Here is a 20,450-nt window from a genome sequence, read left to right on the forward strand (position 1 = left end):
AAAACGGCTAAAAAACCACCAATACCAAACCAATACCAAACCAATACCGGTCATTAAGCAACCAACCCTGAACGACAGGCACAAAAAAGGCGCCTTTCGGCGCCTTTAAAGATCATTGGTGAGTGATGTTAGTCGCGATGGTTTGTTTCCTCTTCATGCATCGCGTCTTCGAATTCTTCATCGAACTCGTCGTCATCTTCATCCTTGTTTTTTTTGACCAGGATACGTCCCATCAGAATACCCAGCTCAAAGAGCAGCCACATCGGTACTGCAAGCAAACTTTGGGAGATGATATCCGGTGGAGTCAACAGCATGCCCAACACAAAGCAACCAACCACCACATAGGCACGCTTTTCCGCCAGACTGTTAGGCGTGGACACGCCGGTCCATATCAGCAACAGGGTAGCTATCGGGATCTCAAACACGATACCGAACGCAAAGAACAGTTTGAGCACAAAGTTCAGGTAACTGCTGATGTCGGTCATTACGTCGACATTCTCAGGGCCAACACTGGTGAAGAACCCAAAGATCAGTGGGAATACAACGTAATAGGCAAACGCGATCCCGGCGTAGAACAGGAACACACTGGATACCAACAAGGGTACCGCCAGACGTTTTTCATTCTGATACAGCCCCGGTGCAATAAAGCCCCAGATCTGGTGCAGAATCACTGGCATCGCCAGGAAGATGGAAGCAACCAAAGTTAACTTAAACGGCGCGAAGAACGGCGAGGTTACATCCGTCGCGATCATACTGGTCCCTTCCGGCAACAGCGCAGTCAGCGGTGCGGAAAGGTAGGTGTAAAGATCATTAGCGAAATAGAACATCGCCAGGAAAATCAGAAGGACAACCAGCAGGACGCGCATCAGACGCTGACGCAATTCCAAAAGATGAGAGATTAGCGGTTGTTCCTGATCCTGGTCGGGCAGATGATTTGTGTCGGTCATTATTTCTCTGCCTTGGTACCGGGTTCAGAGCTGCCGGTGTCTGCACCGGAGGACGGAGTCGTTCCCTGCGCAGGCGGCGCAATACTGTTTTCAGAGGAAGGCTCGTGCTCTGCCCTTTGTTGCTTGGACTGCAACTCTTCCGAACTGGAAACACTGTCACCAAACGGTGAGTAACTGGATTCGGAGCCAAACGGCGTACGCATCTCTGCCAGCTCTTGTTCCAGCTCCTCTTTCTTGATCGCTGCGGTGCGGCGCATCTCGTCGATACGTAGTTCTTCCGAGATCTCGCTTTGAATACCACTCAGGGTACGGCGAATGCGACCGATCCACAGACCCGCCGCCCGCGCCGCCGTTGGCAGCTTTTCGGGCCCAAGGACCACAAGCGCCACCACGGCAACGATCAGCAGTTCAGCAAAGCCGATATCAAACATTTATGTCCGCCGGCTTATTTGTCAGACTTGGTTTCTTCTTTCTTCGCCGCAGCGGAGTCCGCTTCGTTGAAGTTAGCGTCTTCTTTGTCGAGCTGCTTAGGCTGCTCGTCTTTTTTCTCGTCTTCGTTGACCGCTTTCTTGAAACCTTTGATTGCGCTACCCAGGTCACCGCCCATACCACGCAGTTTCTTGGTACCGAACAGAAGAACAATGATCAGCGCTATGATCAACAGCTGCCAGATACTGATACCACCAAAGCCCATACTAAAACTCTCCGATTTTTTCTTATATCGCGGGCAGTTTTCCGCCGCCCATCAGATGAAAATGGATATGGCAAACCTCCTGACGCCCACCCCGTCCGGTATTGGTCACCGTACGGTAGCCATCAGTCAGACCGTTCTCTCGCGCTATTCGCGGAAGGGTCATCATCAGGTGGCTGATCAAATCAGCGTCAGCCATCTGCAGGTCATCTAAATTCCGTATATGTTTTCGCGTTATCACCAACAGGTGGATAGCCGCTTTTGGCGCCCTGTCCCTGAACGCCACAAGGTGCTCATCCTGATACACAATCTTTGCAGGCGCGTTACCTGCGGCGATTTGGCAGAAGATACACTCCGCCATCTGCTTACTTATTGGTGCGGGATGCTTTTTCTTCAAGGCCTGACATGTCAAAACGACGCGCCAGCTCATCCAACACTGCCTGTGGGCTTTCCCCCAGATGGGAGAGCATCACCAGGCTATGGAACCAGAGATCTGCCGTTTCGTAGATCACCTCTTTATTGTCACCACTGTGCTTGGCATCCTTGGCGGCAATAATCGCTTCCACAGACTCTTCACCGACCTTTTCCAGGATCTTATTCAGACCTTTGGCATGCAGGCTTGCCACATAGGAGCTTTCAGAGGAGGCGTTTTTACGCTCTTCCAGAATTACACCCAACTGGGTTAATACATCACTCATCAATGCAGCCTACTTTTTGTAAATGTTATCTGGGTCTTTCAGTACCGGTTCAACCGGCACCCACTCTTCATCTTGCAGCACGCTGTAAAAGCAACTTTGACGGCCGGTATGACAGGCGATACCCCCCAGCTGCTCTACCTGCAGCAGGATCACATCAGCATCACAGTCCAGGCGGATCTCATGCAGTTTCTGCACATGGCCAGACTCTTCACCTTTGCGCCACAACTTCTTGCGGGATCGGGACCAGTAGATGGCTCGCTGTTCCTGAACGGTCAGCGAAAGCGCTTCTTCGTTCATCCACGCAACCATCAGAATACGGCCGGTTTCATGATCCTGGGCGATGGCTGGAACCAACCCGTCGCTATTCCATTTAATCTGCTCAAGCCAAGGTGCTGACATCTGCTTACTTCTTTAGAGAGTGCTAATTCAAAGCCGAAAGCATACCGCAACAGATACACTTCCACCATCCTTTACCGTTTATGCCCGGAGTAACAGGACGCTAGCGTCGTAACGCCAACCAGCCTCCAATCGCCACCACCAACCAACTGCTTGCCGGCAACTCACTCAACCACTGCAAGCTCTGCTCATTCCCGGCCAGTAGCGCCACGGCAATCAGGCCAATACCGATATAACGGCCTGGTCGACGCTTTTGCTCCAATTCTGCTTTTGCCGCAGCATAAGCACGCAGGTCACGGGTTCGGTTATCGTCCAGACGACGCACTTGGTTGAGAGCATCAAACACCAGCTGTGGCATATGAGGCATCTTCTCGAGCCAATCTGGCGCCTGCTGCTTGATGGTACGGTAGACTGCTTTAGGCCCCATCCGTTCCTTCATCCAGCCTTCCAGGAATGGCTTGGCGGTCTTCCACAAATCCAGCTCCGGATAGAGCTGACGCCCCAGACCCTCAATGTTGAGCAGGGTTTTCTGCAGCAATACCAGCTGAGGCTGTACTTCCATATTGAAGCGACGTGCAGTCTGGAACAACCCCAGCAACACCTGACCGAAGGATATCTCCTTCAGCGGCTTCTCAAAAATCGGTTCACACACACTGCGGATCGCCGTTTCAAAGGCATCTACATTGGTGTCAGACGGCACCCAACCGGAGTCCACGTGCAGCTGTGCCACCTGACGGTAGTCACGCTGGAAGAACGCCAGAAAGTTGCGCGCCAGATAGCTCTGGTCTTCCGGCGTCAGAGAACCCACGATACCAAAATCAACGGCGATATACTGCGGTGACTGCGGATTCTCGCGGGACACAAAAATATTGCCCGGGTGCATATCGGCATGAAAGAAGCTGTCGCGGAACACCTGGGTAAAGAAGATCTCTACACCGCGTTCGGCCAGCTTTTTCATATCGGTGTTCTGTGCCAGCAGCTGATCCACATCAGCCACAGGGATGCCGTGAATACGCTCCATCACCAACACGTTGGCGCGGGTATAATCCCAGTAGATTTCCGGCACATAGAGGATATCGGAACCGGCAAAGTTACGGTGCAGCTGGGAGCCATTGGCGGCTTCCTTACGCAGGTCCAGCTCGTCGAAGATGGTCTGCTCATACTCCGCAACCACCTCAACCGGACGCAGGCGACGACCATCCGCCCAGATTGCCTGCACGATCTCGGCTACGCCGTAAAGCAAGGCCACGTCTTTCTGGATGGTACGCTCAATACCCGGCCGGATAACTTTTACCACCACATCACGGCCATCACCCAAAGTCGCTTTATGGACCTGAGCAACCGACGCGGAGGCCAGCGGCTGCTGTTCAAACTTGGCAAACAGCTCACTCACCGGCTGACCTAGCGACTGCTCGATAATCCGTTGCGCTTCGGCACCTGCGAACGGCGGCACCTGATCCTGCAGTTTTTTCAGTTCTTCCGCCACATCATCCGGCAACAGGTCTCGGCGGGTGGAGAGCATCTGACCAAACTTGATGAAGACAGGCCCCAGCGCTTCCAGCGCAAGACGTAAACGCTCACCGCGTGGCTTGTCCGCTGCGATCAGATAGCGCCACGGCAACATCATCAGCAAGACGCGCAGGTAGATAGGCAGGTTCAGGCCGTCAAAAAACGTATCAAGACGGTAGCGAGCGACGACCCGCAGGATTTTAAAACTTCGCAGCAGACGTTTCACAAACAGGAGATCCCGTAATTCAGCTAATTCGGCGCGACAATGCTACACCATTCCCGCAGAAATGCATTGTCGGATATCAGCCGATCAAGACCTGGTTACGGCCGTTGGCCTTGGCTTTATAGAGCAGTTCGTCGGCACGGCTGAACAACGACTCGCCGTTATCCCCCTCCAGGGCTTCGGTCACCCCAAAGGACATGGTCACACCCACTGGCTTACCGTGGAAGTTGAACGGACTTTTGCTCACCGCCTGACGGATTTTGTCGATCGCTTTGTGTGCTTCGACCGCAGAGGTGGAAGGCATGATAATGACAAACTCTTCGCCGCCGTAACGGGCGATAAAGTCAGCGCCACGCAGCTTCAACCTGATAACCTTGGCGATAAGGCGCAATACCTTGTCTCCCGCCAGGTGGCCGTAGCTGTCGTTGATACGTTTGAAGAAGTCCAGGTCGCCCACGGCAACAGAGAAATGTGTTTCGTAGCGGCGCCAGCGCTCCACCTCTTCGGTGATACGCTCGTCGTATGCAGCACGATTGGGCAAGCCGGTCAGCGCATCGGTGGTTGCGCGGGCTTTTTCCGCCTCCATATGCGCCCGCACCTCGCGGGTCTCCTTTTCCATCTGCTCGACTTTATCAAGCAGATTTTCATAACGTTCACGCAGGCGCTGCTCGCGCTGGTCTTCGTCACGTTTGAAATCATCCATCGCCTGAACCACGTGCTGCAACTTCCCGGCAACGGCTCTTTTCAGTTCGTTCAGGTCATGGGTACTTTTCACAGTTTCGTGCAGCTGCTGCACATTGGTACGCACCTGTAGGTCCAGCTTGCGCTGGTTCTCACCGATACTGTTCTGTTCTGACTGACTGTCCTTGATGAAGTTTTCCACTTCACTCAGCTGAGAACTCAGGTCCAGCAGGTAGGATTCAAATTCTTCACTGCCGCTGCTGTAGCTTTTGCCCACCAGCTTGATCACCTGGCGCAAAATTTTTGGCAGATCTGAGAGCATAATGCCATCATCAATACTGCGTATCAGCTTGCGGTTTTCTTCAGCGTCTTCGCGTGCCAAAGACAAACCGGAGAGCAACGTATTCAGCTCTGTAGCTATAGCTTGCAACAAGCGGACCTGTTCTTCGGCGGAGTCGCCTTCGACTGTAGCAGGGGTAGTACTTTCTGACGGTTGCGGAACAACATTAAGGTCAGCAGAAATACCTGCCTGCAGCTCAACCAGATCACTCAATAGGGACGGTAGCTCGTATATCGCCGTGGTCAGGTTGTGGCTACGCTGCTCACAACCATCAAGCAGGTTTTGAACAGTGCTTTCATCTGAGGAGTAACGCAGCTGGCGAATCCAGCGCTGTACTGCCTCGAGGATAGAGCTGGCGTGTTGCTCGCGGGATTCGTCGCGATGACGCAGGTGTTTATCGAGACCTTTGGCAATACGCTTAAGTGCACGGGTGTCATCCGTATGCACCAGATTGGCTTTCAGTTCATTCAGCTCCAGATCCAGCTTGGCATCTTCCCCTTCCAGGCCCAATACCATGCTACCGATAATCTGGTTGAGAACACTCTCCTGTTTTTCAAATCGGGACTGATTGTCCTCGATTTCAAGCGCTAACTCCCTGTATTTCTGCTTCCAGTCTTCTTTCTGTGCTGACACAGTCCACTCCAGTCGAAACAGCTGCACAATCTATAACACGTATCTCCCTATGGTAGAGGAAGCGTGAGCCCAACTCTAGCGATATAAAACAACAAAACGGCACTCAGACATAAAAAAACCGCCCATAAAGGACGGTTTTTTCAAACAGAGGAGATCGATTACTGATTACTGCGCAGCCTTGCGCTCTTTCTCCACCAGGAAGTCTACAACTTCCAGCATCTTCTGGTGACTCCCCGCCATTTGCGCTGTAATGCGGTACTTGCCGTTTACAACCATGGACGGCACGCCATCCACGCCGTAACCACGAATCTTGGAATCACCCTGACGCAGTTTCATGGTGACCGCGAAGGAATCAAACATCTTGCTGAACTTCGCTTTATCCACGCCCAGCTGACCGTAGAAATCTGCCAGCTGTTCTTTATTACGGAAACGACGACGCTCTACATGCACCGCATTAAAGGTAGGCACATGCGTTTTTTCGACCGTTTTCATCAGTTCAGAGCTGTAGTAAGCACGGGCAAACGGCTCCCAGCTGCGCCCAAATACCACCGGAATGCGCACGAAATTCACATCGTCCGCATTCTTCTTTTCCCAGTTCTGGATCAGTGGCTCAAAGCTGTTACAGTGTGGGCAGGGGTAACCAAACGCCTCAACCACTTCAACACGGCTCGCATCGCTCGTTTTCACCGGAAACGGCAATGAAACGTAATGAACCCCTTCTTTAAATTGTTCCGCAGTTGCAACTCCAGACACCAGAGGCAGCATCAGGGCAACCAGCATCATTCCTAGTTTTTTCAGCATTTTTAACTCCACAACACACTCGGGCAGCAATCTGAGACCATGCCCGTTATCAATAAGTTCGATTCTGCCAATAAAAAAGGCAGCTTACGCTGCCTTTTCTTTATCAAGCCTGAATGTCGCTTAGTTCAGACCCTGAATGTAAGCAGCAACCGCTTTGATTTCGGCATCACTCAGTTTAGCAGCGATATCGCGCATCATGCTGTTAGGATCGTTAGAACGCTCAGCGTTGCGGAATGCCTTCAGCTGTTTCTCAACGTATGCAGCGTGCTGACCGCTAACGGCCGGGAATGCAGCAGATGCGTTACCCGCACCGTTCGGATTGTGACACGCCGTACAAGCCGCTACACCCTTGTTCGCGATGCCCGCACGGTAGATTTTCTGACCGGCTTCAACCTGATCTTTTGCTGCGTGACCGATCTGAACACCCTGCTTACCAAAGTAAGCGGCAATATCAGCCATATCCTGATCGCTCAGGTTATCCAGCAAACCGGTCATCTCTACAACCGGACGCACACCGTTTTTAATGTCCTTCATCTGCTTAACCAGATACTTTTCGTTCTGGCCAGCCAGCTTAGGGAAGTTAGCGATTGCACTGTTACCATCGGCACCGTGGCAAGCTGCACAAACTGCAGCTTTCGCCTGCCCGGCAGCAGCATCACCTGCCGCGTGAGCTACACCAGTGATACCCAGGGTCAACAGCATGCTGATCAGTAGTTTATTCATCGACGAGAACCCAGACTCTTGATTTTAATAAGTTTTTTGACGAGAACCGACAGTGTTCAGGACTGTTTTACGGCACCCGTGAGAACCTCACTTGCCTGCGACACTAGAGCCTTTCGCATATCGCAGGTAAAATTTGGCGCAATTATAACCTAATATCCATACAAACTGGAACGGCAATCTCCGGTCCAACAAGATGCGAACTCCTATCCATGTCAATAAAACGCTCTCCGATCAGCTACAACTCAGCACGTTTTAATAAAAGTGCGGCCAAACTCAGCCAGTGTCCGGAGGACATCGGCGCGGAGGTAGCGTTTGCCGGTCGCTCCAACGCGGGTAAGTCCAGCGCTATCAATACCTTGACCAACAACAGCAAGCTGGCCAGAACCTCGAAAACCCCGGGTCGTACGCAGTTGATCAACTTTTTCGACCTGAATATCGAGAACCTACGCATCGTCGATCTGCCCGGTTACGGCTTCGCAAAAGTGCCGCTGGAGATGAAACTGCACTGGCAGAAACACCTGGATAACTACCTTCAGAAACGCGAATGTCTGCGTGGGGTAGTACTGGTGATGGACATCCGTCACCCGATGAAGGAATTCGACCAAATGATGACGGAATGGTGCAAAGCCACCGGCATGCCGATGCACGTATTGCTTACCAAAGCCGACAAACTGAAGAAAGGCCCGGCCCAGAGCACCATGCTGAAGCTGAAGAAACAGCTGAAAGCCGAACTGGGTGACAAAGTGACCGTACAAACCTTCTCCGCCCTGAAACGCCAGGGCATCGACCAACTGACCCAACGTATCGACAGTTGGCTATTGGAGGATATGGAGCAGGAAACGGAAACTCAAGAAACCGAAGAGTGATCGGCGGATTCGTACGGCACACTGAATTTCAGACAAAAAGAAGCCCTGGATACCTGGAAGGGGAACAAGGGGATATCACAGGGCTTCAACGCATGCTTGTTTTTGAGAGCCACTACCATGGCACAGTCTTATGTGACTCACCTATGTGACCGGTACGATTCCGGAAAGTTCAAAAACCGTACAGATTAAAATGGTATTGCTGATAAAACAGGCACTTAGTGTGCCTGTTCCCAGTTGTCACCAATACCGGCATCCACCACCAGCGGTACATCCAAATCAGCCGCAGCCGCCATCTTCTCTTTCACCGCAGCCACAAACGCCTCCACCTGATCTTCGCGCACCTCGAACACCAGTTCATCGTGCACCTGCATGATCATGCGGGCATCCATCTCGCCGCTTGCCAGCCAGCTGTCCACCGCCAGCATCGCTTTCTTGATGATATCTGCAGCCGTACCCTGCATCGGCGCGTTGATCGCCGTACGTTCAGCCGCCTGACGACGCATGGCGTTACGCGCCTTGATCTCCGGCAGGTAGAGACGGCGACCAAACAAGGTTTCGACATACCCCTCCTCAGCAGCCTTGGTGCGGATATCGTCCATGTAGTTCTGCACACCCGGATACGTTTCGAAGTAGTGCTCGATGTACTGCTGTGCTTCGTTGCGCCCCACACCCAACTGTTTGCCCAGACCAAAAGCGGACATACCGTAGATCAGGCCGAAATTGATCGCCTTGGCACGGCGCCGCTGCTCGGCTGTCACGTCCTCTACACGGGTCTTAAATACCTCAGCCGCGGTAGCACGGTGCACATCATCCCCGTGGCTGAACGCATTCAACAGGCCTTTATCCTGGGACAGGTGTGCCATGATACGCAGCTCGATCTGGGAGTAATCCGCTGCCACAATCTTGTAGCCTTCAGGCGCGACAAACGCCTGTCGGATACGGCGGCCTTCGGCATTTCGCACCGGGATGTTCTGCAGGTTCGGATCGGAGGAGGATAGACGTCCGGTTGCCGTCACCGCCTGGTGGTAGGAGGTGTGGATACGACCGGTCTGCGGATTGATCATCAGCGGCAGCTTGTCGGTGTAGGTGGACTTCAGCTTACTCAGACTGCGGTGCTCCAGAATCAGTTTTGGCAGCGGGTAGTCCAGCGCCAGCTCCTGCAACACCTCCTCAGCCGTGGACGGTGCACCTTTGGGTGTTTTCTTCAGCACCGGCAGTTTCTTCTGCTCAAACAAGATAGTCTGCAGCTGCTTGGTGGAACTCAGATTGAACGGTTCCCCCGCCTCATCGTGGGCGGCTTTTTCGATCTCCTGCAGCCGCTCGGCGATCTCCAGGCTCTGCTGCCCCAGCAGGGTGGCGTCCACCAGCGCACCGTTACGCTCGATGTGCGACAGTACTGGAATCAGCGGGCGCTCTATCTCCTCGAACACCGTTTTCACCGCCGGAGTTGTCTCCAGCTTCGCGGCCAACGCCTGGTGCAGACGCAAGGTGATATCCGCATCTTCTGCCGCATACGGCGCCGCCTGTTCCAGCTCAATCTGGTTGAACGTCAGCTGCTTCTTGCCCTTACCGGCAATATCTTCAAAGTGGACGGTTTTTACGCCCAGGTATTTATCGGCGAGGCTGTCCATATCGTGGCGGGTGGCCGTGGAGTTGTAGACGTAGGACTCCAGCATGGTGTCGTATGCCACGCCGCGCAGCTCGATGCCGTAACGTGCCAGCACGTTCATGTCGTACTTGATGTGCTGGCCCACCTTCAGGTGGTCTTCGCTTTCCAGCAGCGGCCTCAGTTTTTCCAGCAGGCGCTCGCGGCTGATCTGTTGCGGCGCGCCCATGTAGTCGTGTGCCACTGGGACGTAGGCCGCCTTGCCCGGTTCCACCGCGAAGGAGACCCCCACCAGCTCCGCTTCCATGTAGTTGAGGCTGGTTGTTTCCGTATCAAAGGCGAACAGTTCGGCCTTCTCCAGAGCCTCCAGCCAACGGTCCAACGCGGCTTCATCCAGCACGGTTTCGTATTCGACATGTTCCGGCGCCTGAGGCTCGGTATCACCTGCAGCTGCATCTTCGGCCGAGGGGGCTTCGCCGCTCAGTTCGCGTACCCAGCTGCGAAACTCGAAGGTGGTGAACAGCTCTTTTAGCGCTGCGGCATCCGGTGCAGGCAGGACAAAGTCTTCAACTTTACAGTCCAGCTCCACGTCGGTTTTGATGGTGGCCAGCAGGTAGGACAGCTCCGCCGCTTCACGGTTGTCTTCCAGCTTCTTCGGCATGGATTTGGAACCGCGGAACCCGAGGGCGGGTATCTTCTCAAGGTTTTCATACAGATCTTTAATTCCCCCCACGCCCTGCAGAAGTGCCAGCGCGGTCTTTTCACCCACGCCCGGCACGCCCGGAATGTTATCGACCTTATCGCCCATCAGCGCCAGGTAATCGATGATCAGGTGCGGCGGAATACCGTACTTCTCTTCCACACCGGCCACGTCCATCACTGTATCGGTCATGGTGTTGATCAGGGTGACATGTTTGTCCACCAACTGCGCCATGTCCTTGTCGCCGGTGGAGATCAGGGTATCCACGCCTTTACGGCTGGCTTCAACGGCCAGGGTACCGATCACGTCATCCGCTTCCACGCCTTCTATCGCAATCAACGGCAGGCCCATCGCCTTAACGATGTTGTGGATCGGCTCTATCTGCAAACGCAGGTCATCCGGCATCGGCGGGCGGTGAGATTTGTAGTCGGGGTAGATGTCGTCTCGGAAGGTTTTTCCCTTGGCATCGAACACCACCACAACCGGGCTTTGTGGATACTGCTTGATCAGGCTGCGCAACATGGAGGTCATCACTCGCACCGCGCCGGTTGGCACCCCGTCGGAGGTACGCAAGTCCGCTTGCTGGGAGGCAAAAAACGCGCGGTATAAATAGGAGGAGCCGTCAACTAGAATGAGGGGGGAGTGTTGTTCGCTCATGGCGGTATCCATGTTGGTTGCAGTTCGATCGGGTTCAGGGCGACAATCATAGTCCATATCGATGCAGCCAAACACATCAAAGGACATATTATGAAACGATTGCTGCTTACTGCACTGTTACTCACCGCACCAATGGCGCAGGCGGAGTCCCTGCCCCAGTTCGATGAAAATGAACCGGAGATCACCATCCGTCACGATGAAGGCTCCACCTTCTACGAATACCGTATAAACGGTGAATTACGTGAAATTAAGGTGGTGCCAAAAAACGGCAAGCCGTACTATCTGGTTCCGGCTGATGGCGATGAATTTATCCGCGAAGATCAGTCAACCCTGTTAATTCCGAAATGGATTCTGTTCCGCTGGTAATTTTGTGGCTGTATATACCGAAGTAACCCCAAACAATCTGGACCTGCTGTTGAAGGACTTTGACCTCGGCACGCAGGTCGCTCTGGAAGGTATCCAGGGCGGTATTGAAAACACCAACTACTTTGTCACCCTCGAGCAGGACAAACAGCAGCAACGTTATGTGCTGACCCTGTTTGAAGAGCTGAGCGAAGAGGAGCTGCCGTTTTTCGTCGAGCTCGCGCAATGGCAGGCAAAGCGTGGTATTCCTCTACCCTACGGTATCACCGACCGCAACGGTATCGCGCAGAAACGCCTGAACGACCGGCCGGCACTGCTGCAGCCCTGCTTCAGCGGCCGTATTATCGATCGCGCTCAGCTGACACCCGAGCACTGTGCCCAGGTGGGCACCGCGCTGGCTCAGTTCCACAAAGCGGGTGAGGATTTCTACCTTAAGCGCCAGGCGCACCGCGGTGTATTCTGGTGGCGCAGCGAAAGTAGCCGTATCCAGTCGCACCTGCCGGAAGAAGACGCCAAGCTGCTGCTGGCCGAGGTTGCTGCCTTTGACGCGCTGCGCGAACACGCCGATAAACTGCCAAGCGGCGTGATCCACGGTGACCTGTTCCACGACAACGTGTTGTTCGACGGTGACCAGCTCAGTGCAATCCTCGATATCTACAACGCAGCGACCGCGTTCTGGCTGTTCGACCTGGCAATTGTGGCCAACGACTGGTGCAGCCTGCCGGACGGCAGCATAGACAGCGAGCGTGAAAACGCCCTGCTGAGCGCTTACCACGCCGAGCGTCCGTTTGTAGAGTTCGAGTACGAAGCCTGGCCAATCCTGACCCGTACCGCCGCGATGCGCTTTTGGCTCTCCCGCCTGCTGCCGGCGTTGGGCCTGGAGGATAACGGCGACAACGACAAGAAGATCAAAGACCCGGACGAGCTGAAGCAGATCCTGCTGAGCCGTATCCGCACCCCTAGCGTGCTGCCACGCTAAGCGCGACGCGTTCGCTTATCCGCAAACGCGGCAATCCAACTGTAAACATATACAGTATCAGAGGGTATAATCGGTACCCTCTGCTTTTAACTTTCACAGACAGCGACAGTTCTATGGACGTTACCCACATCATCGAATCCCTAAATGACGCCCAGTGCCAAGCGGTAACCGCACCGGTGCAAAACATGCTGGTCCTGGCTGGCGCCGGCTCCGGTAAAACCCGCGTACTGGTGCACCGTATCGCCTGGCTGATCCAGACCGAAGGGATATCGCCCTACTCCATCATGGCGGTGACCTTTACCAATAAGGCCGCACGCGAGATGCGGGGGCGTATCGAAGAGTTGCTGGGAATCAACCCCCAGGGAATGTGGGTCGGGACCTTCCACGGCCTGGCGCACCGCCTGCTGCGCTCCCACTGGCAGGACGCAGGCTTGCCGGAAAACTTCCAGATCATGGACAGCGACGACCAACTACGCCTGATCAAACGTCTGGCGAAGGAGATGGGGCTGGACGAGAACCGCTGGCCGGCCCGTCAGTTCCAGTGGTACATCAACGAGCAGAAAGATGAAGGCCTGCGCTCCCAGCATATCGAGCCGTCCGGCGACCAGTTCAACCAGGTGATGCTGAAGATGTACCAGGCCTACGAACAGGCCTGTGAACGCGGCGGCATGATCGATTTCGGCGAACTGCTGCTGCGCTCCCTGGAGCTGTTGCGCGACCGTCGCCCGAACCTGCTCGCCCACTACCAGGAGCGCTTCCGCTATATCCTGGTGGACGAGTTCCAGGACACCAACAGCATCCAGTATGGCTGGTTGCGGCTGCTCGCCGGTAACGACCGCAAGTTGATGGCGGTGGGTGATGACGACCAATCGATCTACGGCTGGCGTGGTGCGAAGATCGAAAATATCCAGAACCTGGAACAGCATTTCCCAGGGCTGGAAACCATTAAACTGGAACAGAACTACCGTTCCACCAACACCATCCTGCAGGCGGCCAACGCGGTGATCCGCAACAATATGGGCCGCCTGGGCAAGGAGCTGCGTACCGACTCCAGCGACGGCGAACCAATCTCGCTGTACGCCGCGTTTAACGAGCAGGACGAAGCACGCTTTGTGGTCGACCAGATCGACCAGTGGGTTCGCGATGGTAACTCACGCCGAGAATCGGCAATCCTGTATCGTTCCAACGCCCAGTCCCGCGTGATGGAGGAAGCGTTGATCCGTGCCGGGATGCCGTACCGCATCTACGGCGGCCAGCGCTTTTACGACCGTCTTGAGATCAAAAACGCCCTCGCCTACCTGCGCCTGATTGCCAATCGCGACGACGATACGGCGATGGAACGGGTGATCAACGTGCCCACCCGTGGCATCGGTACCCGCACCGTAGAGGTGATCCGTGAACACGCCCGCACCGAACAGATCTCCATGTGGCGTGCCGCTACTGAGGTGGTGGGCCTTAGGAAACTGCCGGCCCGTGCCAGCAACGCTCTGGTGGTGTTCCTCGACCTGATCAACGACCTGACGCGCGAAACAGAAGGTACCGAGCTACACGAACAGACCGAACACGTGATCCAGCGTTCCGGCCTGATCGAGCACCATATGAAAGAGAAAGGCGAAAAAGCCCAGTCCCGTATTGAGAACTTGGAGGAACTGACCAACGCCGCCAAGCAATTCCTCAACCAGTGGGACGAGTCTTTTGAAGACGCCTTCACCTCCCCGCTGGCCGCATTCCTCGACCAGGCGGCCCTGGATGCCGGCGATGCCCAGGCGGATGAACACCAGGACAGTGTACAGCTGATGACCCTGCATTCGGCTAAAGGTCTGGAATTCCCGCTGGTATTCCTGGCGGGTATGGAAGAAGGTCTGTTCCCACACAAGATGTCGGTGGAAGAGCCGGGGCGTCTGGAGGAAGAGCGCCGCCTCTGCTACGTAGGTATCACCCGTGCGATGCAGAAACTACACATCACCTACGCGGAATCCCGCCGTCTGCACGGTCAGGAGACCTTTAACCGTCCGTCACGCTTTATCCGCGAGATCCCGGACGAGATGCTGGAGGAGGTGCGCCTCAATGCCACTGTCTCCCGTCCGATGTCCGCCCGTCCGGAGAAATCCAGCCTGTTTGGCGGTGGCAGCTCACTCTCCAGTGCGGAAGTCCCGGCCACCAACCTGGCCTTGGGTCAGCGTGTCCTTCACCAGAAGTTTGGCGAAGGTACCATCACCAACTTTGAAGGGTCCGGCCCCAAAGCGCGGGTGTATATCAACTTCGACTTCGAAGGTCCGAAGATCCTGATCGCCGGCTTTGCCAACCTGCAGCCACTCTGATCAGAGCGCGTAACTAGATAAAGGAGGCTTCATGCCTCCTTTTTTGTCGCTCTTTTTTGCTCCGCTCCAGCAGCAACCCCACCAGCACCGACTGCTCGCATAAGACCAAACCGCTGAAAAAAGAAAACCTTAGGCGGGCAGCCCCCGCGTGCTTTGATCTGAGTCCCATCCTTAGAAAAACTAGGCCTGATCAATTCACACACAGCTATCCCCCAGCACGCAGCTCTTGCGTCAAGTCCCGATCCGCCTCCAGCCGGCAATGATTCTCAAACCGACTTCAAATTCCAACGTTTCCGGCCAAAGTACACCGTGGCAGGCACGACACCGTCGTCACCATGAAAAGATCACACGACTGGATACACAAAACCGCCACCTTTAGCAGCCCAGACAGGACGCGGCCTGCAGCGTTGCCATTAGACAAACTAGGGCATTTCCCCGAAATGCTATTAGAAAATCTCAGCTTTTATAACGCTGCTGACACATTGCGCTCCTAGGATTCCCCCCATCGAATCCCCCCGTAGTGAGGAGCAAAGCACCGTGGGCAAACTCATCATGATCATGATCGACGGCATCAACGCCGATCATTTTGAACAGTACCGTCAGCACCTGCCAAACCTCGACCGTCTGGCACGCACCGGCACGCAGCTGAAGGGAATGCGTCCGGAGATGTGCGGTACCTCCTGCCCGGGGCGCACCTCCATCATCGCCGGCGTTGCGCCATCCGAGCACGGCGTCTACGGCAACTTTATCTTTGCCGACGGCGGTTTCCGCTGGGCCAACCCATACGACGTAAAAGTCGACACGCTACCAGGTCTGGCCAAACAGCAGGGTCTGGATGTGGCCTGTATTGGCTACGGCATGGTGCGCCCGGAAGATTGCACCCTGTACCACGGCCCATGGTGGGCAGACGAAATGCTGATGCGTGGCAAAGACGCCGAACCACTGCCTGCCGATATGCAGTGGCAGCACGCCGGCAAAACCTACGATCCTGAAGGCCGTATCAGTGCGCTGAACTGCGAAACGCCGGAAGCCCCCAACCACAACCCGGACATTAAACTGCAGCTGGGTATGCTGGCTGATCAGCAGCTGCTCGACATCGCAGCCGGACTGGCCTGCTCCGAACAAGCGCCGGATTTCATCCTGCTGGAGATCGCCATCACCGATTACTTCCTGCACAAGTACGGTCCGGATCACGCCCTGACCCGCTGGTCCCTGCGTACGGCAGATGCACAGATCGGTACGTTGCTGGCCCGCCTGGATGCAGCCGGTAAAGGTAACCTGTACAACTTCGCCATTGTCAGCGACCACGGCCATGCCGGTATGCCACAGGGTCTGTACGTTGACCGCCTGCTGGGTGACGACGTGATCTGGTCCAGCGAAGGAGGTGTGCTGCTGGTGAAACCACATGATGCGGTTCATGCACTGGAAGTCAGCGATAAGTTGCTGGCGGAAGGTATGGAGATCTGCAGCACCGACTTTATGCCAGCCGAGCAGCAGGAACAGCTGATCGCCTTCATGGTGCCGGCCGGTTCCGATATCAGCTTTGAAACGGCCGTACCGGGTACCGAAGGGATCTGCGGCCCGTCCAAGTACACCTCCAACCACGGCATGCGCCCGGGCACCTGGGCTGACTTCCGCTTCTGCATCTTCAGCGGACCGGATGTACCCCAGCAGCAACTGGGCATCGCCGACAACACCCGTTTTGCCCCAACCATGGCCCACATCCTGGGTGTGGAGACCCCATGGCAGGCCACGTCCCTGCTGGAACAACCGCCGGAAACCCACGATTTCTCTGAATACCTGTTGCAGTCGCGCTAACGCGGCTGCGCAGTTCAAGTTCGACCGTCCTCGACTCTCAATTTAGACAGACTCTTGAAGTTACAGGAGACCACAATGAAACACCTGATGACCTCCCTGGTCGTAGCGACCTCCCTGATCAGTACTGCAGCTGCTGCCGGTACTTTCCGTCTGGCCCACGACGTAGGTTACGCCGGTGCCGAATCCCTGGACCCGATCTCCCCAAGCCGTTTCTTCTACGCCAACCAGATGCTGTACAGCCGCCTGGTACGTCAGGACGCAAACGGTCAGCCAAGCCCGGACATCGCCACCCAGTGGTCTGCATCTGCCGATGCGAAAACCTGGACGTTTGAACTGCGTAAAGGCGTTAAATTCCATGACGGTTCCGACCTGACGGCAGCCGACGTGAAATACACCCTGGAGCGTATCAAAGACCCTGCGATCGACTCTCCGGTCGCGGCCGTACTGGGTGTAATCGAGAAGGTAGACGTGATCAACGACCACAAGGTTGAGATCAAGCTGTCTGCCCCACACGCGGACCTGCCGCTGCTGCTGATGGACTACCGTGTCCGTATGATCCCGGAAAACAGCGGCAACACCATCGCCAAAACCGGTATCGGTTCCGGCCCGTTCATGCTGGAAGAGCTGGACGCGGAAGGAACCACCGTACTGAAAGCCAACCCGAACTACTGGGAAGGCGCACCTGCGGCGGATGCTATGGAGATCATCGGTATCCCTGACTCCCAGGCGCGTGTACAGGCCCTGATGGCGGGCCAGATCGACTTTGAAGACAGCGTCCTGTCCCAGCAGAAGCGTCTGTTCACCAACAATCCACAGTTCAAGATCCAGAGCATCGCGACCGGAGAGTGGCGCGCCCTGGTGTTCCGTACCGACACTGCGCCATACGACAACGCCAAGGTACGCAAAGCGCTGCGTCTGGCCGTTGACCGCGAAGAGATGATGAAGCTGGTATCCGGCGAAGGTGCAGGCACCGTGACCTGTGACCACCCGGTATGGTCAGGCGACCAGTACCGCACCGAGATCAACTGTGACCAGAGCATCGACGAAGCCAAACGTCTGCTGAAAGAAGCCGGTTTCGAAAACGGTATCGATGTAGAGATCAGCGCTGCAGACAACGAGCCGGAATGGATCCGCATGATCGAGGTGTACCAGCAGCAGGCGAAGAAAGCAGGCATCAACATCAAGCTGAACATGGTGCCGTCTGACGGTTACTGGAGCGACGTATGGATGAAGCACCCGGTGGTAGCGACCCGTTGGTCTCAGCGTCCGGCTGACCAGGTTCTGAACGAAGCGTTCCGCTCTACCGCTGCGTGGAACGAAACCTTCTTCAAAAATGCGAAGTTCGACTCCGCCCTGGACGCTGCACGCAGCGAACTGAACTTCGAAAAACGTAAAGGCCTGTACGCCAACCTGCAGAACACCCTGTGGGAAGAAGGCGGTGCAATGATCCCTTACCATCTGAACCAGACTCGTGTACTGCGTAGCGCGGTAACAGGCCTGGATCCGGTTGAAATCTTCTCTATCCGCTGGAACAAGGTCGACGTGAACTAAGACCCGCCTTAACCCTGCCCGTGATCGAGCTATACCGTCGGTCACGGGCATTTTCATTTTGATCGAGTAGCTATGTTTAAACTGATTCTGCAACGACTTGGCCTGGCAGTATTCACCCTGTTCACTGTCTGTGTACTGGTGTTTGGTGTCACCGAAGCACTGCCTGGCGACGTCTGTACCGCATACCTTGGGCGTGATGCTCAGGGCATCCGTCTGGACAACTGCCGACAGGCCCGCAATCTGGATCAACCCGCACTGCAACGCTTTGCCGACTGGGGCAAGGGTGTATTGCAGGGTGATTTGGGCACGTCCCTGAAACGGGACAAGCCGATCAATGACCTGGTCTCCACTCGGATGCGTAACACCGCAGTATTGGGCTTGGGCGCCGCGCTCATTGGCATTCCCCTGGCGATATTTCTCGGTGTGCTGGCCGCCCTGCGGCGTGACCGCACCCCCGATATGGTGATATCGGGCAGTTCCATCTTCGCCATGACCATCCCCGAATTCGTCACCGCCACGGTGTTGATCTACGTTTTTGCCATCCAGCTGCAGTGGTTCCCGGCAGTTACCACCGTGCGCCACAACGCCCCACTGGAGCAACTGATTCCTAACATCATTCTGCCGATGATCACCCTGGCACTGGTGATGATGGCGCATATCCTGCGCATGATACGCAGCGCCATGATCGATGTGATGGCCGGTGACTTCGTGCAGATGGCGCGCCTTAAAGGTGTACCTTACTGGCGCATCGTGTTCCTGCATGCACTGCCAAGCGCCATGTTGCCGGCGATCAACATTATCGCCCTGACCATTGCCTGGTTGCTGGGCGGCGTGGTGATTATCGAGCAGGTGTTCAACTACCCGGGCATCGGCACCCTGATGATCCGCGCGATTTACGACCGCGACCTGCCGCTGGTGCAGGCGATCGCCCTGATTCTGGCGGCGGTGTATGTGGCCTGCAACCTGCTGGCGGACCTCTCGTCCCTGGCGCTTAACCCACGTCTGCGCAGCGCGCGATAAGCAGAGGAGAACCACGATGACTGCAATTACCGCGAACACCACGCTGCCAGAGGTGCAGACACAGTCCCGCTGGAAACAGGTGTGGAAAAATATGCGCCGCTCTCCGGCCGGTATGGTCGGCCTGTTTGTGCTCTGCGCCCACCTGATCATTGCCGTGCTGGCACCGTATATCGCACCCTACGATTGGACCCTGCAGAACGGCTACATCATGCTGCAGGCACCGAGCGCCGAATACTGGTTCGGTACCGACAACATGGGCCGCGACCTGTTCAGCCGCACCCTGATGGGCGGCCGTGAAGCGATCATGGTGACCCTGCTGGGCACCCTGCTGGCCATTGTCTGGGGTGGCCTGGCCGGAATCACCCTGGGGTTTGTCGGCGGCAAAGTCGATGAGTGGTTGATGCGTATCGTTGACGCTTTATTAGCCATTCCTTGGTTGCTGTTCCTGCTGCTGATCATCGCTCTCACCGGACAGCAGAGCTGGACCCTGATCCTGACTCTGGGTTTCTTCTACGGCATCGCGGTGATCCGCGTGGTACGTGGCGCCACCCTGGAATATGTGCCACGCGACTTCATCGTGGCCGCCAAAACCCGTGGCGAATCCCGCCTCACCATCGTGGTAAAAGAGCTACTGCCCAACGTACTGGATGCCCTACTGGTTGAAGCCGCGATGCGCTGGGCCTGGATGCTGCTGGCGTTCAGCTCCCTCTCCTTTTTGGGTTTTGGCGTTGTACCACCCACCCCGGACTGGGGCCTGATGATCGCCGACACCCGCGGCATGATCTCCATCGCTCCGTGGGCGGTAATGTTCCCGGCCCTGGCACTTTCAACCCTGATCATCAGCATCAACCTGACCGCGGACTCGTTTGCCAAAGCGATCGGTCTGGACCGTGCCAAGGCACCGGTTTAATTGGGGAGGACACACAG

The 20,450-nt window shown here is 55.6% G+C and carries 19 protein-coding genes; 8 read left to right on the forward strand and 11 right to left on the reverse strand.

Annotated elements, in window-relative coordinates:
• Positions 1-128 precede the first annotated feature (128 nt).
• The 10 genes from tatC to QKW35_RS17245 form a co-directional block, all read right to left on the reverse strand.
• Complete coding sequence (gene tatC / locus QKW35_RS17200; RefSeq protein ID WP_282355143.1) at positions 129-947, reverse strand: twin-arginine translocase subunit TatC; 819 nt, start codon at positions 945-947, stop codon at positions 129-131.
• Positions 947-1,378 carry a Sec-independent protein translocase protein TatB gene (gene tatB / locus QKW35_RS17205; protein WP_282355145.1) on the reverse strand — a complete coding sequence of 144 codons (432 nt, stop codon included), beginning with the start codon at positions 1,376-1,378 and terminating at the stop codon, positions 947-949. Before tatB ends, tatC begins: the two co-directional genes overlap by 1 nt.
• Positions 1,379-1,392: 14 nt before the next feature.
• Entirely contained in the window at positions 1,393-1,641 is a 249-nt protein-coding gene (tatA, locus tag QKW35_RS17210) for a twin-arginine translocase TatA/TatE family subunit (protein ID WP_282355148.1), read from the reverse strand.
• 22 nt (positions 1,642-1,663) lie between these two features.
• Positions 1,664-2,068 carry a histidine triad nucleotide-binding protein gene (locus tag QKW35_RS17215; protein WP_345774503.1) on the reverse strand — a complete coding sequence of 135 codons (405 nt, stop codon included), beginning with the start codon at positions 2,066-2,068 and terminating at the stop codon, positions 1,664-1,666.
• Entirely contained in the window at positions 2,004-2,336 is a 333-nt protein-coding gene (locus QKW35_RS17220; RefSeq protein ID WP_282355151.1) for a phosphoribosyl-ATP diphosphatase, read from the reverse strand. Before QKW35_RS17220 ends, QKW35_RS17215 begins: the two co-directional genes overlap by 65 nt.
• Positions 2,337-2,345: 9 nt before the next feature.
• Complete coding sequence (gene hisI / locus QKW35_RS17225) at positions 2,346-2,735, reverse strand: phosphoribosyl-AMP cyclohydrolase (RefSeq protein WP_282355154.1); 390 nt, start codon at positions 2,733-2,735, stop codon at positions 2,346-2,348.
• A 100-nt stretch (positions 2,736-2,835) separates the two neighbouring features.
• Positions 2,836-4,467 carry a ubiquinone biosynthesis regulatory protein kinase UbiB gene (gene ubiB / locus QKW35_RS17230; protein ID WP_282355156.1) on the reverse strand — a complete coding sequence of 544 codons (1,632 nt, stop codon included), beginning with the start codon at positions 4,465-4,467 and terminating at the stop codon, positions 2,836-2,838.
• A 76-nt stretch (positions 4,468-4,543) separates the two neighbouring features.
• Complete coding sequence (locus QKW35_RS17235) at positions 4,544-6,118, reverse strand: GGDEF domain-containing protein (protein ID WP_282355157.1); 1,575 nt, start codon at positions 6,116-6,118, stop codon at positions 4,544-4,546.
• A gap of 165 nt (positions 6,119-6,283) precedes the next feature.
• Positions 6,284-6,919: a thiol:disulfide interchange protein DsbA/DsbL gene (locus tag QKW35_RS17240; RefSeq protein WP_282355158.1), complete on the reverse strand. Its 636-nt coding sequence runs from the start codon at positions 6,917-6,919 to the stop codon at positions 6,284-6,286.
• A gap of 120 nt (positions 6,920-7,039) precedes the next feature.
• A complete protein-coding gene (locus QKW35_RS17245) occupies positions 7,040-7,642 on the reverse strand; it encodes a c-type cytochrome (RefSeq protein WP_282355159.1) in 603 nt (200 codons plus the stop codon).
• Between the two features lie 209 nt (positions 7,643-7,851).
• Between QKW35_RS17245 and yihA the strand changes: the two genes are divergently transcribed.
• Positions 7,852-8,508: a ribosome biogenesis GTP-binding protein YihA/YsxC gene (gene yihA, locus QKW35_RS17250; RefSeq protein ID WP_282355160.1), complete on the forward strand. Its 657-nt coding sequence runs from the start codon at positions 7,852-7,854 to the stop codon at positions 8,506-8,508.
• 215 nt (positions 8,509-8,723) lie between these two features.
• On the opposite strand, the gene polA is transcribed toward yihA, so the two are convergent.
• Positions 8,724-11,471, reverse strand: coding sequence for a DNA polymerase I (gene polA / locus QKW35_RS17255; RefSeq protein ID WP_282355161.1), 2,748 nt, complete (start codon positions 11,469-11,471; stop codon positions 8,724-8,726).
• Positions 11,472-11,561: 90 nt separating this feature from the next.
• Here polA and QKW35_RS17260 point away from each other — a divergent pair, with 90 nt between their 5' ends.
• From QKW35_RS17260 to QKW35_RS17290, 7 genes are all read left to right on the forward strand, one after another.
• Positions 11,562-11,837, forward strand: a complete 276-nt coding sequence (locus tag QKW35_RS17260) for a DUF2782 domain-containing protein (protein WP_282355163.1) — start codon at positions 11,562-11,564, stop codon at positions 11,835-11,837.
• A gap of 4 nt (positions 11,838-11,841) precedes the next feature.
• Positions 11,842-12,813: a homoserine kinase gene (locus QKW35_RS17265; protein WP_282355165.1), complete on the forward strand. Its 972-nt coding sequence runs from the start codon at positions 11,842-11,844 to the stop codon at positions 12,811-12,813.
• Between the two features lie 113 nt (positions 12,814-12,926).
• Positions 12,927-15,134 carry a DNA helicase II gene (gene uvrD, locus QKW35_RS17270; protein WP_282355167.1) on the forward strand — a complete coding sequence of 736 codons (2,208 nt, stop codon included), beginning with the start codon at positions 12,927-12,929 and terminating at the stop codon, positions 15,132-15,134.
• 537 nt (positions 15,135-15,671) lie between these two features.
• The gene (locus QKW35_RS17275; RefSeq protein ID WP_282355168.1) at positions 15,672-16,952 is read left to right on the forward strand and encodes an alkaline phosphatase family protein; all 1,281 of its coding nucleotides are present in this window, start codon (positions 15,672-15,674) and stop codon (positions 16,950-16,952) included.
• Positions 16,953-17,027: 75 nt separating this feature from the next.
• The gene (locus QKW35_RS17280) at positions 17,028-18,503 is read left to right on the forward strand and encodes an ABC transporter substrate-binding protein (protein ID WP_282355169.1); all 1,476 of its coding nucleotides are present in this window, start codon (positions 17,028-17,030) and stop codon (positions 18,501-18,503) included.
• Positions 18,504-18,575: 72 nt separating this feature from the next.
• Positions 18,576-19,523, forward strand: a complete 948-nt coding sequence (locus QKW35_RS17285; RefSeq protein ID WP_282355170.1) for an ABC transporter permease — start codon at positions 18,576-18,578, stop codon at positions 19,521-19,523.
• A gap of 16 nt (positions 19,524-19,539) precedes the next feature.
• Entirely contained in the window at positions 19,540-20,433 is an 894-nt protein-coding gene (locus QKW35_RS17290) for an ABC transporter permease (RefSeq protein ID WP_282355171.1), read from the forward strand.
• Positions 20,434-20,450 lie beyond the last annotated feature (17 nt).

Origin of the sequence: Pontibacterium granulatum (assembly GCF_029961155.1) — a bacterium.
GTDB lineage: Bacteria > Pseudomonadota > Gammaproteobacteria > Pseudomonadales > Balneatricaceae > Pontibacterium > Pontibacterium granulatum.

Coding starts and splice junctions, on each gene's coding strand:
- tatB (WP_282355145.1), bottom strand. CDS start 1,378: ATGTTTGATATCGGCTTTGCTGAACTGCTGATCGTTGCCGTGGTGGCG.
- QKW35_RS17215 (WP_345774503.1), bottom strand. CDS start 2,068: ATGAGCTGGCGCGTCGTTTTGACATGTCAGGCCTTGAAGAAAAAGCAT.
- QKW35_RS17245 (WP_282355159.1), bottom strand. CDS start 7,642: ATGAATAAACTACTGATCAGCATGCTGTTGACCCTGGGTATCACTGGT.
- QKW35_RS17285 (WP_282355170.1), top strand. CDS start 18,576: ATGTTTAAACTGATTCTGCAACGACTTGGCCTGGCAGTATTCACCCTG.
- QKW35_RS17220 (WP_282355151.1), bottom strand. CDS start 2,336: ATGAGTGATGTATTAACCCAGTTGGGTGTAATTCTGGAAGAGCGTAAA.
- tatA (WP_282355148.1), bottom strand. CDS start 1,641: ATGGGCTTTGGTGGTATCAGTATCTGGCAGCTGTTGATCATAGCGCTG.
- uvrD (WP_282355167.1), top strand. CDS start 12,927: ATGGACGTTACCCACATCATCGAATCCCTAAATGACGCCCAGTGCCAA.
- polA (WP_282355161.1), bottom strand. CDS start 11,471: ATGAGCGAACAACACTCCCCCCTCATTCTAGTTGACGGCTCCTCCTAT.
- QKW35_RS17280 (WP_282355169.1), top strand. CDS start 17,028: ATGAAACACCTGATGACCTCCCTGGTCGTAGCGACCTCCCTGATCAGT.
- yihA (WP_282355160.1), top strand. CDS start 7,852: ATGTCAATAAAACGCTCTCCGATCAGCTACAACTCAGCACGTTTTAAT.
- tatC (WP_282355143.1), bottom strand. CDS start 947: ATGACCGACACAAATCATCTGCCCGACCAGGATCAGGAACAACCGCTA.
- QKW35_RS17240 (WP_282355158.1), bottom strand. CDS start 6,919: ATGCTGAAAAAACTAGGAATGATGCTGGTTGCCCTGATGCTGCCTCTG.
- QKW35_RS17260 (WP_282355163.1), top strand. CDS start 11,562: ATGAAACGATTGCTGCTTACTGCACTGTTACTCACCGCACCAATGGCG.
- hisI (WP_282355154.1), bottom strand. CDS start 2,735: ATGTCAGCACCTTGGCTTGAGCAGATTAAATGGAATAGCGACGGGTTG.
- QKW35_RS17290 (WP_282355171.1), top strand. CDS start 19,540: ATGACTGCAATTACCGCGAACACCACGCTGCCAGAGGTGCAGACACAG.